Annotated in this window: 11 protein-coding genes and 3 pseudogenes; 11 read left to right on the top strand and 3 right to left on the bottom strand. The window is 72.2% G+C overall.

The window, feature by feature from the left end; translation table 11 throughout:
* Position 1: 1 nt before the first annotated feature.
* The 5 genes and pseudogenes from sucB (at position 2) to KGS77_RS35085 (ending at position 7,258) form a co-directional block, all read left to right on the top strand.
* The gene (gene sucB, locus KGS77_RS27080; protein WP_242585789.1) at positions 2-1,795 is read left to right on the top strand and encodes a 2-oxoglutarate dehydrogenase, E2 component, dihydrolipoamide succinyltransferase; all 1,794 of its coding nucleotides are present in this window, start codon (positions 2-4) and stop codon (positions 1,793-1,795) included.
* 226 nt (positions 1,796-2,021) lie between these two features.
* The gene (locus tag KGS77_RS27075) at positions 2,022-2,645 is read left to right on the top strand and encodes a GntR family transcriptional regulator (protein WP_242585788.1); all 624 of its coding nucleotides are present in this window, start codon (positions 2,022-2,024) and stop codon (positions 2,643-2,645) included.
* A 241-nt stretch (positions 2,646-2,886) separates the two neighbouring features.
* Positions 2,887-5,595, top strand: a complete 2,709-nt coding sequence (aceE, locus tag KGS77_RS27070) for a pyruvate dehydrogenase (acetyl-transferring), homodimeric type (protein WP_242585787.1) — start codon at positions 2,887-2,889, stop codon at positions 5,593-5,595.
* Between the two features lie 253 nt (positions 5,596-5,848).
* Positions 5,849-6,862 (top strand): annotated as a pseudogene (locus KGS77_RS27065) (WYL domain-containing protein); the annotation flags it as partial.
* Positions 6,842-7,258: a VOC family protein gene (locus tag KGS77_RS35085; RefSeq protein WP_347404593.1), complete on the top strand. Its 417-nt coding sequence runs from the start codon at positions 6,842-6,844 to the stop codon at positions 7,256-7,258. The pseudogene KGS77_RS27065 and the gene KGS77_RS35085, both read left to right, overlap by 21 nt.
* Before the next feature lie 133 nt (positions 7,259-7,391).
* Here KGS77_RS35085 and KGS77_RS27055 read toward each other — a convergent pair whose 3' ends face one another.
* On the bottom strand, positions 7,392-8,405 hold the full coding sequence (locus tag KGS77_RS27055) for an SDR family oxidoreductase (RefSeq protein WP_242585786.1): 1,014 nt from the start codon (positions 8,403-8,405) through the stop codon (positions 7,392-7,394).
* A gap of 273 nt (positions 8,406-8,678) precedes the next feature.
* On the opposite strand from KGS77_RS27055, the gene KGS77_RS27050 reads away from it, so the two are divergent.
* Positions 8,679-9,197 carry a DUF4240 domain-containing protein gene (locus KGS77_RS27050; RefSeq protein WP_242587706.1) on the top strand — a complete coding sequence of 173 codons (519 nt, stop codon included), beginning with the start codon at positions 8,679-8,681 and terminating at the stop codon, positions 9,195-9,197.
* A gap of 183 nt (positions 9,198-9,380) precedes the next feature.
* Here the strand turns inward: KGS77_RS27050 and KGS77_RS27045 are convergent.
* Positions 9,381-9,866, bottom strand: a pseudogene (locus KGS77_RS27045) (GNAT family N-acetyltransferase); the annotation flags it as partial.
* Between the two features lie 38 nt (positions 9,867-9,904).
* Between KGS77_RS27045 and KGS77_RS27040 the strand changes: the two are divergent.
* Positions 9,905-10,807, top strand: a complete 903-nt coding sequence (locus KGS77_RS27040) for a TIGR01777 family oxidoreductase (protein ID WP_242585785.1) — start codon at positions 9,905-9,907, stop codon at positions 10,805-10,807.
* Positions 10,808-10,879: 72 nt separating this feature from the next.
* Positions 10,880-11,064, top strand: a pseudogene (locus KGS77_RS27035) (alcohol dehydrogenase); the annotation flags it as partial.
* A gap of 72 nt (positions 11,065-11,136) precedes the next feature.
* Here KGS77_RS27035 and KGS77_RS27030 read toward each other — a convergent pair.
* Entirely contained in the window at positions 11,137-11,883 is a 747-nt protein-coding gene (locus tag KGS77_RS27030; RefSeq protein ID WP_242585784.1) for an aminoglycoside phosphotransferase family protein, read from the bottom strand.
* Positions 11,884-12,023: 140 nt separating this feature from the next.
* Here KGS77_RS27030 and KGS77_RS27025 point away from each other — a divergent pair, with 140 nt between their 5' ends.
* The 3 genes from KGS77_RS27025 to KGS77_RS27015 all read left to right on the top strand — a co-directional run bounded on the left by KGS77_RS27025 (position 12,024) and on the right by KGS77_RS27015 (position 14,495).
* Positions 12,024-12,269 (top strand): helix-turn-helix transcriptional regulator, encoded by a 246-nt coding sequence (locus tag KGS77_RS27025; RefSeq protein ID WP_242585783.1) that lies wholly within the window; start codon positions 12,024-12,026, stop codon positions 12,267-12,269.
* A complete protein-coding gene (locus tag KGS77_RS27020) occupies positions 12,266-12,835 on the top strand; it encodes a hypothetical protein (RefSeq protein ID WP_242585782.1) in 570 nt (189 codons plus the stop codon). Before KGS77_RS27025 ends, KGS77_RS27020 begins: the two co-directional genes overlap by 4 nt.
* A 361-nt stretch (positions 12,836-13,196) precedes the next feature.
* Positions 13,197-14,495, top strand: a complete 1,299-nt coding sequence (locus KGS77_RS27015; protein ID WP_242585781.1) for an NAD(P)/FAD-dependent oxidoreductase — start codon at positions 13,197-13,199, stop codon at positions 14,493-14,495.
* Positions 14,496-14,502: the final 7 nt, after the last annotated feature.

The raw sequence follows: 14,502 nt of genomic DNA, 5'->3' as shown, positions 1-14,502 counted from the left end.
CATGGCGGTTTCCGTAACCCTTCCGGCGCTCGGCGAGAGCGTCACCGAGGGCACCGTCACCCGCTGGCTGAAGGCCGAGGGTGAGCGTGTAGAGGCCGACGAGCCGCTGCTCGAAGTGTCGACCGACAAGGTCGACACCGAGATCCCGGCCCCGGCCTCCGGCATCCTGGCCTCCATCAAGGTGGCCGAGGACGAGACCGTTGAGGTCGGCGCCGAGCTGGCCCTCATCGACGACGGCTCCGGCGCCCCGGCCCAGGAGGCGGCCCCGGCCGCCGCCGAGGCCCCCGCCGCCCAGCCCGAGCCGGCCCCGGCCCCGGCGCAGGAGGCCCCGGCCCCCGCACCGGCGCAGGAGGCCCCCGCCGCCCCGGCAGGCGCCGCCCAGGGAACTGACGTGGTCCTCCCGGCGCTCGGCGAGAGCGTCACCGAGGGCACCGTCACCCGCTGGCTCAAGCAGGTCGGCGAGTCGGTCGAGACCGACGAGCCGCTGCTGGAGGTCTCCACCGACAAGGTCGACACCGAGATCCCGGCGCCCGCCTCCGGCGTGCTGCTGGAGATCGTGGTCGGCGAGGACGAGACCGCCGAGGTCGGCGCCAAGCTGGCCGTGATCGGCTCCGCCGACCAGCAGGCCGCCGCGACCGCCGCCCCCGCGCCGGCCGCCCCGGTCCAGGAGGCCCCGAAGCAGGAGGCTCCGAAGCAGGAGGCCCCCGCGGCCCCGGCGCCGACCCCGGCTCCGCAGGCCCCCACGGCTCCCGCCCCCCAGACCGTCACCACCCCCGCTCCGGAGCCGGCCCCCGCCGCTCCGGCCCCGGCGCCGGCTCCGGCCGCCGCCCCCGTCACCCCGGCTCCGGCCGCGGGTGAGGCGGACGCCGCGTACGTCACCCCGCTGGTGCGCAAGCTCGCCCAGGAGAACGGCGTCAACCTGGCCACGGTCAAGGGCACCGGCGTCGGTGGCCGCATCCGCAAGCAGGACGTCGTCGCCGCCGCCGAGGCCGCCAAGCAGCAGGCCGCTCCGGCCGCCGCCGCTGCCCCGGCCGCCTCGGGCCCGAAGACCCCGGCCATCGAGGCGTCCCCGCTGCGCGGTCAGACCGTCAAGATGCCGCGGATGCGCAAGGTCATCGGCGACAACATGATGAAGGCGCTGCACGGCCAGGCGCAGCTCACCACCGTGGTCGAGGTGGACGTCACCAAGATCATGCGGATGCGTGCCAAGGCCAAGGACGCCTTCGCGCAGCGTGAGGGCGTCAAGCTCTCGCCGATGCCGTTCTTCGTCAAGGCCGCCGTCCAGGCGCTGAAGGCCCACCCGGTCGTCAACGCCCGGATCAACGAGGACGAGGGCACGATCACCTACTTCGACACCGAGAACATCGGTATCGCGGTGGACGCGGAGAAGGGCCTGATGACCCCGGTCATCAAGGGTGCGGGCGACCTGAACATCGCCGGCATCGCCCGGAAGACCGCGGAGCTGGCCGGCAAGGTCCGCACCAACAAGATCAGCCCGGACGACATGTCCGGCGCGACCTTCACGATCAGCAACACCGGCTCGCGCGGTGCGCTGTTCGACACGGTCATCGTGCCCCCGAACCAGGTCGGCATCCTGGGCATCGGCGCGACCGTCAAGCGCCCGGTGGTCATCAACCACCCGGAGCTGGGCGAGACCATCGCCGTCCGGGACATGACCTACGTGGCCCTGTCCTACGACCACCGTCTGGTGGACGGCGCCGACGCGGCCCGTTACCTGACCACGGTCAAGCAGATCCTGGAGGCCGGCGAGTTCGAGACCGAGCTGGGTCTGTGAGCTTCGGTCTGTGAGCTCCGGTCTGTGAAGCTCCGGTCTGTGAGGTCTGTGGGCTCCGGTCCGTGAGGCCGGGTCTGCGGGCCGTCGGCAGCACGGCGTGAAAGGGTCGGCCCCGGTTCGTACGAGCCGGGGCCGACCCCTTTGCATACCCCGCATAATGACCGTCCCTGATGGCCCCGCCCGACGCCCCTTGCGCCCTCCCCCGCTCGCTCTGAAGGAGCACGTCATGACCCCGCCCGTCGTCCATTCGCTGCGCGAGCAGATCCGCGAGCACATCCTGGAGGGGATCGTCAGCGGCCGGTGGCAGCCGGGCGAGCGCATCGTGGAGCGGCGGATCGCGGTCGAGCTGGAGGTCAGCCAGACGCCCGTACGGGAGGCGCTGCGCGAGCTGGAGTCGCTGCGGCTGATCGAGTCGGCCCCGAACAAAGGCGTCCGGGTACGGAACCTGACCGCCGAGGACCTCAAGCAGAGCTATCCCGTACGCGCCGGGCTGGAGCAGGTGGCCGCCGAGCTGGCCGCCGCCCGGCTGGCGCGGGACACCGAAGCGCTGGAGCGCGAGGTGGCCGCCCTGTGCGAGGCGGACCGCAGGGGTGACGGCGAGGCGCAGGTGCGGCACACCGTGGCCTTCCACCGGGAGATCGTGCGGGCCGCCGGCAACGCGGTGCTGCTGCACACCTGGGAGTCGCTGGGCATCGAGGTCTGGACGACCCTGTCCATCCGCTGGTTCAGCCCCGAGCCGCGCTCCCACGCCAAGGACCACCAGGAACTCGTCGACGCCTTCCGGCGCCGTGATCCCCGGATCGGCGAGGTGCTCAAGTCCCATGTGCTGAGCTGCGCGCCGCGGGTGTAGAAGCCGGGCGGTGTAAAAGCCGGGCCGGGACGGTCCGTACGGGCGGTACCTGCGATTCCGCGCCGCAACCACCCTGGCACCCCGTGCCTGCAAGGCTGACACCCCGTGCCGACCTTGGGATTTTCTTTGAATGCGCATTGATCGATCATCGATCAGAGGCGTATCGTCGGCCGCGGGGCGCGACCCTGCCTGCCAAGCACCCCTCGCACCCTCCCCTCCTACGTCCGGAAAGGGGCCACCCATGCCCGATCCCGTACGCATGGCGCACAGCCAGCTCGACCAGCTCCCGGACCGGGACCCCGAGGAGACGGCCGAGTGGCGGGCGTCCCTGGACGCCGTCACCGAGGCGGCCGGACCCCGGCGCACCGCCTACCTGATGCGCCGCGCCCTGGAACACGTACAGGAGCACATCCAGGAGCCCGGGCTCGCGCCGCTGGAGACCGACTACGTCAACACCATCCCGACCTCCGCCGAGCCCGAGTACCCGGGCGATGCGGCGCTGGAGGCCCGGATCACCGCCTGGAACCGCTGGAACGCCGCCGCGATGGTGACCCGTGGCTCCAAGCTGGGCCTGGGCGGCCACATCGCCACCTTCGCCTCGGCGGCCTGGCTCTACGAGACCGGCTTCCAGCACTTCTTCCGCGGCAAGGACGGGCTCGCGACCGGCGCGGACAGCGGCGACCAGCTCTACATCCAGGGCCACGCCTCCCCCGGCATCTACGCCCGCGCCTTCCTCGAAGGCCGGCTGACCCAGGACCAGCTCGACCGCTTCCGCCAGGAGGCGGGCGGCGGCCCCGGCGCCGGACTGCCCTCCTACCCGCACCCGCGGCGGCTCCCCTGGATGTGGGAGTTCCCCACCGTCTCCATGGGACTGGGCCCGCTCTCCGCGATCTACCAGGCGCGTTTCAACCGCTACCTGGAACACCGCGGCATCAAGGACACCTCCGGCTCCCGCGTCTGGGCGTTCCTGGGCGACGGCGAGATGGACGAGCCCGAGTCGACCGCCGCACTGGCGCTGGCCGGCCGCGAGGGGCTGGACAACCTCACCTTCGTCATCAACTGCAACCTCCAGCGCCTCGACGGCCCCGTACGCCCCAACTTCAAGATCGTGCAGGAGCTGGAGGCCCAGTTCCGCGCGGCGGGCTGGAACGTCGTCAAGTCGCTGTGGGGACAGGCGTGGGACGAGCTGTTCGCCCAGGACACCGACGGCGCGCTGGTACGCCGGCTGCGCGCGACGCCCGACGCCCAGTTCCAGACGTACGCCACCCGTGACGCCGCCTACCTGCGCGACCACTTCTTCGGCGCCGACCCCGCCCTGACCCGGATGTCGCAGGGGCTGAGCGACGCCAAGCTGCTGGAGCTCTTCCGGGCCTCCCGGGCCGGGCACGAGCCGCGCAAGGTGTACGCCGCGTACCAGGCGGCCGTCGAGCACAAGGGCGCGCCGACCGTCGTCCTCGTACAGACCGTCAAGGGCTACACCCTGGGCGCCGGCTTCGAGTCGCGCAACGCCAACCACCAGATGAAGAAGCTGACCGGGCAGGAGTTCCGCGCCATGCGCGACCTGCTGGACCTGCCCATTCCCGACAGCGCGCTGGCCGACGGCCCGGTCCCCTACTGGCACCCCGGCGAGAACTCCCCCGAGGTCCGCTACCTGCGCGAGCGGCGTGCCGCCCTCGGCGGCCCGGCCCCGGCCCGCAAGGTCTTCCCCAAGCCGCTGCCGATGCCCGCCGACAAGGCGTTCGACGCCCTGAAGAAGGGCTCGGGCACCCAGGAGATCGCCACCACCATGGCCTTCGTACGGCTGGTCAAGGACCTGATGCGGGACAAGGAGACCGGCCGGCGCTGGGTCCCGGTCGTCCCCGACGAGGCCCGTACCTTCGGCATGGAGTCGCTCTTCCCCTCCGCCGGCCTCTACTCCCCCGTCGGCCAGACCTACGACCCCGTCGACCGCGACCAGCTCCTGTACTACAAGGAGGCCAAGGACGGTCAGATCCTCAACGAGGGCATCACGGAAGCCGGTTCGCTGGCCGACTTCACCGCCGCGGCGACGTCGTACGCCACCCACGGCGAGCCGATGATCCCCTTCTACATCTTCTACTCGATGTTCGGCTGGCAGCGCACCGCCGACCAGTTCTGGGCGCTGGCCGACCAGTTGGGCCGCGGCTTCGTCATCGGCGCCACCGCGGGCCGTACGACGATGACCGGCGAGGGCCTCCAGCACGCGGACGGCCACTCGCACCTGATCGCCTCCACCAACCCGGCGGCGATCTCCTACGACCCGGCCTTCGCGTACGAGGTCGCAGTGATCGTCAAGGAAGGTCTGCGCCGGATGTACGGCCCGACGGCCACCTCCCCCGCCGGCGAGGACGTCTTCTACTACCTGACGGTCTACAACGAGACCAAAGTGCAGCCGCCGATGCCCGAGGGCGTCGAGGAGGGCATCCTGCGCGGTCTGTACCGCTTCAAGGAGGCCGCGTCCGCGGCGGCCGACGCACCGCGCCTGCAACTGCTGGCCTCCGGCACCGCCATCCACTGGATCCTGGAGGCCCAGGAGCTCCTGGCCCGCGACTGGGGCGTGGCGGCGGACGTCTGGTCGGCGCCGTCCTGGACGGAGCTGCGGCGCGACGCCCTGGAGTGCGACGCCGCGCGTCTGGACGGCGAGGACCGCGTTCCTTACGTCACCCGCGCACTGGCCGGCGCCCCCGGACCGGTCGTCGCGGTGAGCGACTGGATGCGCGCGGTGCCCGACCAGATCGCCCCCTGGGTCGAGCAGGACTGGGTCTCCATCGGCACCGACGGCTTCGGGCTCTCCGACACCCGCGAGGCGGCCCGCCGCCACTTCGGCGTGGACCCGCAGTCGATCGTCGTCCAGGCGCTGGCCGCCCTCGCCCGGCGGGGCGAGGTCAAGCAGGAGACGGTCAAGGAGGCCAAGGAACGGTACGGGCTGTAGGGCCGGGCCACGGCCTGCGGAGGGCACCCGCCCTTCCCTCAACTCCCGTGCGGGGCCACGTCACGCGCCCCGTGGTCCCGCACGGGCTCTCACGCCGGGTCCTCCTCACCTGGGGGTCCGGTCTCCTGGGGGCCGGCGTTTCCCTACCTGCCTGGCGCTTCTACCTGCCCGGTGTCTTTGCCCGCGCCGCCTTCGCCCGTACCGCCTTCGCCCGTACGTGCGAGCCGTGGCGGGGAGGCGGCATGATGCGCTCATGCGTGCCGCCCGGCTGATCAAGCTCCTGCTCCTGCTCCAGAACCGGCAGTCGATGACCGCCGCCGAACTGGCGCGGGAGCTGGAGGTCTCCGAGCGGACGGTCGGCCGGGACGTACTGTCCCTCTCCGAGGCCGGGGTCCCCGTCTACGCCGACCGCGGACGCACCGGCGGCTACCGCCTCGTCGGCGGCTACCGCACTCGCCTGACCGGCCTGGGCCGTACCGAGGCGGAGGCGCTCTTCCTGTCCGGGGTGCCCGTCGCACTGCGCCAGATGGGGTTGGCCGACGCGGCGTCCGCGGCCCGTCTGAAGGTGTCCGCCGCCCTCCTGCCGGAGCTGCGGGACGCGGCCACCGGCGCGGCCCAGCGCTTCCACCTCGACGCGCCCGGCTGGTACCAGGAGCCCCGGACGCCCGGCGCGCTGCCCGCCGTCGCCGACGCGGTGTGGGACGACCGGCGGATCACCGCCCGCTACCGCCGCAAGGACACCGAGGTCGAACGCGAACTGGAGCCGTACGGACTGGTTCTGAAGGCGGGTGTCTGGTACCTGGCGGCCCGTACGGCCGGCGACGATCCCCGGGAGCGCCCTGGGCACCAAGGCCCCCAGGAGCACCGCGAAGACCCTCAAAAGCACCGCGACTACCGCGTCTACCGGGTCGACCGCTTTTGTGCCGTGACCGTTGCCGGGACGCGCTTCACCCGTGACGAGGACTTCGACCTGCCCGCCTTCTGGGAGCAGCGGGCCGCCCAGTTCGCCCGCTCCATCCTGCGCGACGAGGTCGTCCTGCGGCTGACGGCGTACGGCGCCCGCATCCTGCCGTACGTCACGGACCGCGCCGCGGCACAAGAAGCGCTGGCCCGCGCCGACGGCCCCGACGAGCAGGGCCGGACCACCGTCACCCTCCCCGTCGAAACCCTCGACGTCGCCTACAGCCAGCTCCTGGCCCTCGGCCCGGAAGGGGAGGTGCTCCGCCCCGCCTCCCTGCGTGCCCGGATGGCCACCGCCGCGGCTCGTACAGTGTCCCTCTACGGGGGTCACCCGCACCGAGCCGAGGAGCCGTCGATGGCCGTACGCCGCATCGTGCCCAACCTCCACACACAGGCGGCCGAGGAGAGCCGGGAGTTCTACGGCCTGCTGGGGCTGGAAGAGGTGATGAACCACGGCTGGATCATGACGCTCGCCTCGCCGTCCCACCCGGCGGCCCAGATCAGCGTCATGGCCGACGACAAGACGGCACCGGTCGCGCCCGACATGAGCGTGGAGGTCGACGACGTGGACGCGGCGTACGCGGCGGTACGCGAGAGCGGTGCGGAGATCGTGCATCCCTTGCAGGACGAGGAGTGGGGGGTGCGCCGTTTCTTCGTCCGTGACCCCGGCGGCCGGGTGATCAACGTGCTGGGGCATCGCTGATCCCTCCCGGCCCCAGGCCTTCGGTCCCGCTGCTACCGCTGCTACCGCTGATCTTGCCGGTATCGCGCTGGTACCGCCGGTGTCGCGCTGGTACCGCCGGTGTCGCGCTGGTAGCGCCGGTATCGCCGCCGGGTCAGCGGTAGCCCGTGACGTCGGCCGTCCCGCTCTCCTGACCGACCTCGGTGAGGTAGCGCCAGGCGTCCGGCGCCGAGCCGTCCACGTCGGTGAAGCCGTACTCCTTCGCCAGTCCGCCGCTGGAGAGCGACTCACCGTTGAAGCGCGCCACGTCCGGGTCGGCGGCCAGTGCCGCCAGCGCCCGCCCGACGAACGTCGGGGTCTCCGAGATCGCGAAGTGCGGGTCGTGCTCGCAGCCCGCGCGCCAGTTCTCCTCGGTGACCTTGAAGTAGGTGTCGAGCATGGCCTCGGAGCGCAGCCAGCCCGGTGTCAGGCACAGGGCCGTACAGCCGTACTCCTTCAGCTCCTCCGCCAGCCCGCGCGCCATCCGGATCGGGGCGCTCTTGGCCAGGTCGTAGTAGAAGGGCTCGCGGTAGCGGCGGTTGTACCCGGCGGTCCCGTCGGTGACCTCCACGACCAGGCCGCCGGGCCGGCGGATCAGCAGCGGCAGCGCGTACCGGCTGGTCACGATGTGGGTCTCGACCCCCAGGCGCAATATCCGCAGGCCCTTCTCCAAGTCGTGCTCCCACATCTTCCTCCCCCACTGGACGTGGAGGTCGCCGCCCCATATGTCGTTGACGAGGATGTCCAGCCGCCCGTGGTCGCGGTCGATCCGCTCGACAAGGTCCCGGACCTGGTCCGGTTGCAGGTGATCGGTCGGTACGGCGATCCCGGTGCCGCCCGCCGCGGTCACCAGGTCCGCGCTCTCCTCGATCGTCTCGGTCGCGCGGCCGACCTCGCTGATCCGCTCCCGGGTCGTACGCCCCGTCACGTAGACCACGGCACCGGCCCGGCCCAGCTCCACCGCCATCGCCCGGCCGGCGCCCCGGGTCGCGCCCGCGACCAGCGCCACCTTTCCGCTGAGCGCGCCGCCACCGCCCGCTCCGCTCCGGCCCGCCGTACCCGTATCCGTATCCGTATCCGTGCCCTGACCCGTACCTGTGCCCTGGCCCTTGTCCTCGCCCGTCACCATTGCGTCCTGCTCCCGTCAGCCCTGTCGGAGTTATCTGTTCTGTCTGCTCTGCCGGTTCCGTCTGCTCAGGCGGCCCTGTCGGCCGCTCCGGCTGTTCCGACCCTGACAGCCAAACCCGACAACCTTTGTCGGCTTTTACGACAAGTCCGGGGGCCGGGGTGAGGCGTGGCATTCCCTGTGCCCATGACCGGGGCCTGTGACGGGTAACGACACCGTCGCATCTGGGGCACTCCGCGTGCGGGGCCGGGCGCCAGGCCCGATGCTGGTCCCGTGATGGACGAGACGGAGTTCTGGGAGTTGATCGACGGTTCCCGCGAGACCGCCGAGGGCGACCCCGAGGAGCAGGCCGAAGTGCTGGTCGAGCGGCTGCTGGCGCGCGACCCGGACTCCGTCGTGGACTTCGCCCGCCACTTCGAGTCGCGCTACAACCGGGCGTACCACTGGGATCTGTGGGCCGCGGCCGGAATCCTGCTGGGCGGCGCGAGCGACGACGCCTTCGACTACTTCCGCTGCTGGCTGATCGGCCAGGGCCGGGAGGTCTTCGAGGGCGCGCTGCACGACCCGGACGACCTCGCCGAGTTGCTGGAGGACTTCGACGAGGAAGTGGACGGCGACGCCGAGGAACTGGGGTACGCGGCGGACGAGGCGTACGAGCAGTTGACCGGGAGCGAGATGCCGGACCTGGGACTGCCGCCGCAGCCGCGCGAGCCGCTCGGCACGTACATCGACTTCGACGACGACGGGGCGCTGGCGGAACGGTTCCCTCGCCTCTGGGACCGCTTCCGCCCGTAAGAGCCGCCCGGCCGGCGCGCCGGCGCGTCGGCGCGCGTCCGGCCCGCCGCTCGCCGCACAGCGGCGCCCGCGTCAGTCCCCTCGGTGCAACAAACCGCCCACGCCGCCCGGCCCACCCGCGCGCTCCACGCTGCCCGCGCGCTCCGCGCTGCCCGAGCGCTCCGCGCCCTGCGGACCGCCCCCGACGGTCTTCCCCATCAGCACATCGTCAACATACGTACCGTCCAGCAAGAATTCTCCCGGCAGTACGCCCTCCACCACGAAACCCGCCGACGCGTAGAGCGTGCGCGCCGGCGCATTGTGTCCGAGCACGCGCAGCGTGACACGGCGCGCGCCTTCCGCGCGCGCCCTTTCACACGCTGCTTCCAAGAGGGCGCGCGCCACCCCGCGCCCCCTCGCCCAGGTGTCCACCGCCAGCCCCTGGATCTGCCGTACGTGGGCGTGGCAGAGCAGCGATGTCGGCGGCACCAGCCGCAGATAGCCGGCGACCCGGCCCGCGAGCTCCGCCACCAGGAAGTCCTGCGGCAGATGCCGGTCGTCGAAGAACGGTTCGTACGGCGGCTCCGGCCGGGGCTGGACCGCGTGCAGCGGCGACCACGTACGGCGGTCGAGGTCGCCCAGCAGGATCTCGTCGGCCGGGACGGCAGTACGTACGAACGCTTCGGACATGCGTGCCACTGTGTCATGGGAGGGGAACCGGGGGCAGTATGACTCCTATGCGGATCGCGATCACCGGTTCGACCGGTCTCATCGGCACAGCCCTCGTACGGTCCCTGCGCGCTGACGGCCACGGAGTCGTCCGTCTCGTACGGCATCTGCCCCGGCACACCGACGAGGTGGAGTGGGACCCGCTGCGTCAGAAAGTGGACGCGGCCGGGCTCGCCGGGTGTGACGCGGTGGTCCACCTCGCGGGCGCGGGCGTCGGCGACCACCGCTGGAGCGACGCGTACAAACGGGAGATCCGGGACAGCCGCGTGCTGGGCACCGCCGCGATCGCCGAGGCCGTCGCCGCCATGGACACCCCGCCCGAGGTCTTCGTCTGCGGCAGCGCGATCGGCTTCTACGGCGATACGGGCGACCAGCGGGTGGACGAGTCGGCGCCGCCCGGAGACGACTTCCTGGCCCGGGTCTGCGCCGACTGGGAGGAGGCCGCCCAGCTGGCCGTCGAAGCCGGCGTACGGACGGTCTTCGCCCGCACCGGACTGGTCGTCGGGCGCACGGGCGGCGCGTGGGGCCGGCTCTTCCCGTTCTTCAAGCTGGGCCTTGGCGGCCGGCTCGGCAGCGGACGGCAGTACTGGAGCTTCATCTCCCTGCACGACGAGGTCGCTGCCCTCCGGCACCTCATCGACACCGAGGACCTCACCGGCCCCGTCAACCTCACCGCGCCCGAGCCCGTCACCAACCGCGCGGCGACGGCGGCCATGGGACGCGTCCTGCACCGCCCCACTCCCTTCCCGGTGCCCGCCCCGGCCCTGCGCATCGCCCTCGGCGAGTTCGCCGACAACGTCCTGGCCAGCCAGCGCGTCATCCCCCAACGCCTGATGGACACCGGCTTCACCTTCGCCTTCCCCCGCATCGACGACTGCATCCGAGCCGCACTGCGCGGCTGACGACTCCTGACCTCAGAGGCTTCCGGGACTCCGGGACTCCGGGGCTCCGGGGCTCCGGGCTCCGGGACTTACGGCGCGGATGCCACGATCGCGTGCGTGGGCCGTGCCGCGACGATCCGTACGGCCGGCCTGGTCCGCCACCCGGCGCGGCGGCCGTACCACCGTCGTCGGCATCGGCGGCCAGGACGGACAGGTCACCTTTTCCGCCTGCCTTTTCCGTCCTGGAGCTGTGCTGCTTCGGCCGTACGCTGTCGGGCCGGCCCGGTGCGCCAGACCGCACTCATAGACGCACTCATAAGCGCACTCATAGCGGTCGGGCCCGCGCAGCCTCACATCCGGGATCTCAGTACGTCGACCTCACAGCCCGGCGCGAACGGGTCGAAGCCGTGCTCGACCAGCCAGCGAACCCCCAGCAGGCTTCGCAGCGACCACCACGCGCGGATCACGTCGAGGTCGGCGTCCGTGCCGTAGCCGGCGACGACGTCGCCGAGGCGCTCCTCGTGTCCGAGCGTCAGGATGGCGAGGTCGAACAGGGCATCGCCCTGGCCCGCCTCGGACCAGTCGATGATGCCGGTGACCTCGTCGCCGTCGATGAACACGTGAGCGATCTGCAGATCGCCGTGGGTGAACACCGGAGTCCACGGCCGCAGCGCGGCCTCGGCGACCTCGCGGTTGCGGGCGACCAGGCCGGCGGGCAGGACGCCGTTCGTCACGAGCCACTCGCACTCGCCGTCGAGTTCCGCCGCCCACTCCTCAAGGCCCCGGCCGCCCCGGCCGGGCCAGGACGGCAATGGCGCGCGGTGCAGCTTGCCGATGGCGGCCCCCACCGCGGCCCACGCCGCCGGGGACGCGGTCGAGGGCTCACCGAGGCGGCCGAGCGCCGTCCCCGGGACCGCGGCGATCGCCAGCACGGGCGGCTGGCGCCACAGGACCTCCGGGGTCGGGACCGGCGCCAGGGCCATCGCCTCGACCTCGACGTCGATGCGCCCCTGATCGGCGTCCACCTTCAGGAACACGTCGCCGACGCGCAGGGTCGCGCGCTCGGAGTGGGCGACGACGACTTCGACCTCATCCATGGGCGACCAGTGTCCCAGGGGTGATCGTCGATGTCTGCCCATCACTTCCGGCTTTCGGTGGGGCCCTTGTTCCGTCAAGGAACATCCGGAACTCACCGCTCCCGTTGTAGTCCTGTCTCCAGATGTAGTACTTCTTATACATGAGTGAGCAGGTGCACAACAGGCTGGCGATGGTGCGCGCGGAACGCAAGGTGTCGCGGCAGGCACTGGCCGAAGCGGTCGGCGCCCACTACCAGACCATCGGGTACATCGAGCGCGGGCAGTACAACCCGAGCCTCGATCTCGCCCTGCGCATCGCCGAGTTCTTCGGACTGCCGGTGGAGGCACTCTTCTCCCTCCGGCCGTTCCGCCCGCTCACGGACGAGGTTTACGGGAGGAAGCAGTGAGCACTACAGACACGACCCGGCGGAACCGGCCCACGCGCTACGACGAGCGCATGTTCGCCCTCATGAACAACCGTGAAGGAGCTGCGCTGCAAGCAGCCGCGCTCCATGCGACGGCGACCCGCCGACGCGTGATCGTCGCGGCGCATATGGTGCTCACGGCAGCGTCGGCGGCCGGGTACATCGGCATGTTCCTGACCGACCATCACTGGCTCGTCCTGGTCCCGCTCGTCCTGACCCCGTTCTGGTGTGTGGCCACCGGCCTGATCAACAGCGCCACCCGTGGCCTCCTGGAACTGCGGACACGTGTCCTGGACGAACGCCAACTGGCGGAGCGGGACCGGGTAGGCGCACGGGCGCAGCGCCTGACCACGTATCTGCTGGCGGCCGTTCTCGTCGGCGTCACCGGGTACGGCCTGACCGGTCACGCACTGACCGGGACCCTCCTCATCCCCGTCCTGTTCGCGGTGTTCGTCGCGCACTGGCTGATGCCGATGTGGGTGGCCGGCCTGACGGCCCAGGACGAACCGGAGCCGGAACCGGAGCTCCAGCCGGGGCCGACGCTCTAGTTGGGGCCGGCGCTCTAGCCGGGGCCGGTCTTCCGGCCGGACGGGGGCAGACCGGGCCATCCCGCCGGGTCTGCCCCACCCCACCGCACCGCCCCGCCGAGCCATCCCGCCGCGCAACCCTCCCACCGCGTAACGGAATCCGCCGCCGCGCGCTTCGCCGAGCCCGTACCTGTGCGGGACCCCGCGCCCGGCGACCCGACGGAAGGCCGTGCCTCAGCGTGCCTCCGTGCGCGGTCCACGCGCGACTGCGTCGGGCCGTGCGCCGTCTCTACGGTCCCCTGACACGAACTCGGCATCCCGCGCGCCGGTCATGGGCACTCGCCCGGTGCCACCGGCACCGGGACCGACCCCGGGAGGGCACGTGTCGCGCACCGCATCGACCGTGGACGTCGTCATCGTGGGAGCCGGCCTCGCCGGGCTCTCCGCCGCCCACCACCTGACCAGCGCGGGAGCCACCGTCACCGTGCTGGAGGCCACGCCGCGCGTCGGCGGCCGGGCCACCACCGATCAGCTCGACGGCTTCCGGCTGGACCGTACCGGCCAGCTCCTGATCACCTCCTTCCCCGAACTCCGGCGTACGCCCGGCCTGAACGGGCTCGTACTGCGCCCGTTCTCCGCCGGTCTGTGCGTCCACAACGGCCGGCGGACACTGCGCATCAGTGCGCCCCGGAGCACAAGGGGCGCACTCTCCGCGGCGCGCGCCCTTTCGCGCGCCGACCGCTGGGCGGACCGCAGGCCGGACCGCCACACCGACCGCCGGCCGGACCGTCGCACCGACCGCGGCACGGACCGTCCCGTGGACCGCCCCGTGGACGAGGCCCTGGCAGCCCGCCCCGCCTACCGCCCGTACCTCACCGACGGCTTCCTCCGCCCCCTCCTGAAGGCGCTGCTGTGCGACCCCGGGCTCCACGGCTCCAGCCTGAGCGCCGCCCAGGCCCTGCACTCCTTCGCCACCGGCCGGCTGTGTCTGCCCGCCGGGGGCTCCGGCACCCTCCCCGACCTCCTCGCCGCCTCCCTTCCCCCCGGCACGGTCCGTACCTCCGTCCGCGCGCTGACCGTCTCCACCACCAGCGTCCACACCGCGGACCACGGACGGCTGTCCTGCCGCGCGACGCTGGTGGCCACCGGTGCGCGCGACGCGGCAGAGCTTCTTCCGGGTCTGCGGGTCCCCGATTTCCACCCGGTGACCATCCTCCACCACACCACTGACAATCCCCCGGCGCGCGAGCCCACGCTGTTCCTCTCCGCACGGAGCCCGGTCGCGTACACCTACGTCGCGGAGGCGACCGACCCCTCCCGCACCCCGCCCGGCCGCACGCTGATCACCACCACCGTCCTCGGCTCCAGGGCCTCCCTCCCCGCCGACGCCCTGGACGCGGCCGTACGGCCCGCGCTCGGCCGTATCCACGGCACGCCGACCGACGACTGGGAACTCCTGACGGCCCACCACGACCCGTACGCCGTGCCCGCCATGCCGGCCCCGCACGACCCGCGGCGGCCGGTGCGCCTGCTGTCCGGCCTGTATGTGTGCGGCGACCACCGGGACACCAGTACGGTTCAGGGCGCCCTGCACTCGGGCCGCCGTGCCGCCCGGGCCATGCTGGCCGACCTCCGCCTCCCCCCGCTCCACGAACCCTGCGAACTCTCCGCCGCCGCCTGAGCCTGTA

Source organism: Streptomyces sp. MST-110588 (genome assembly GCF_022695595.1).
Classification (GTDB): Bacteria; Actinomycetota; Actinomycetes; order Streptomycetales; family Streptomycetaceae; genus Streptomyces.
This window is presented reverse-complemented; position numbering and strand designations above follow the sequence as displayed.

Excerpts from the sequence above, each read along its gene's own strand:
- sucB (WP_242585789.1), top strand. The coding sequence starts at position 2 with ATGGCGGTTTCCGTAACCCTTCCGGCGCTCGGCGAGAGCGTCACCGAG.
- KGS77_RS27075 (WP_242585788.1), top strand. The coding sequence starts at position 2,022 with ATGACCCCGCCCGTCGTCCATTCGCTGCGCGAGCAGATCCGCGAGCAC.
- aceE (WP_242585787.1), top strand. The coding sequence starts at position 2,887 with ATGCCCGATCCCGTACGCATGGCGCACAGCCAGCTCGACCAGCTCCCG.
- KGS77_RS35085 (WP_347404593.1), top strand. The coding sequence starts at position 6,842 with ATGGCCACCGCCGCGGCTCGTACAGTGTCCCTCTACGGGGGTCACCCG.
- KGS77_RS27055 (WP_242585786.1), bottom strand. The coding sequence starts at position 8,405 with ATGGTGACGGGCGAGGACAAGGGCCAGGGCACAGGTACGGGTCAGGGC.
- KGS77_RS27050 (WP_242587706.1), top strand. The coding sequence starts at position 8,679 with ATGGACGAGACGGAGTTCTGGGAGTTGATCGACGGTTCCCGCGAGACC.
- KGS77_RS27040 (WP_242585785.1), top strand. The coding sequence starts at position 9,905 with ATGACTCCTATGCGGATCGCGATCACCGGTTCGACCGGTCTCATCGGC.
- KGS77_RS27030 (WP_242585784.1), bottom strand. The coding sequence starts at position 11,883 with ATGGATGAGGTCGAAGTCGTCGTCGCCCACTCCGAGCGCGCGACCCTG.
- KGS77_RS27025 (WP_242585783.1), top strand. The coding sequence starts at position 12,024 with ATGAGTGAGCAGGTGCACAACAGGCTGGCGATGGTGCGCGCGGAACGC.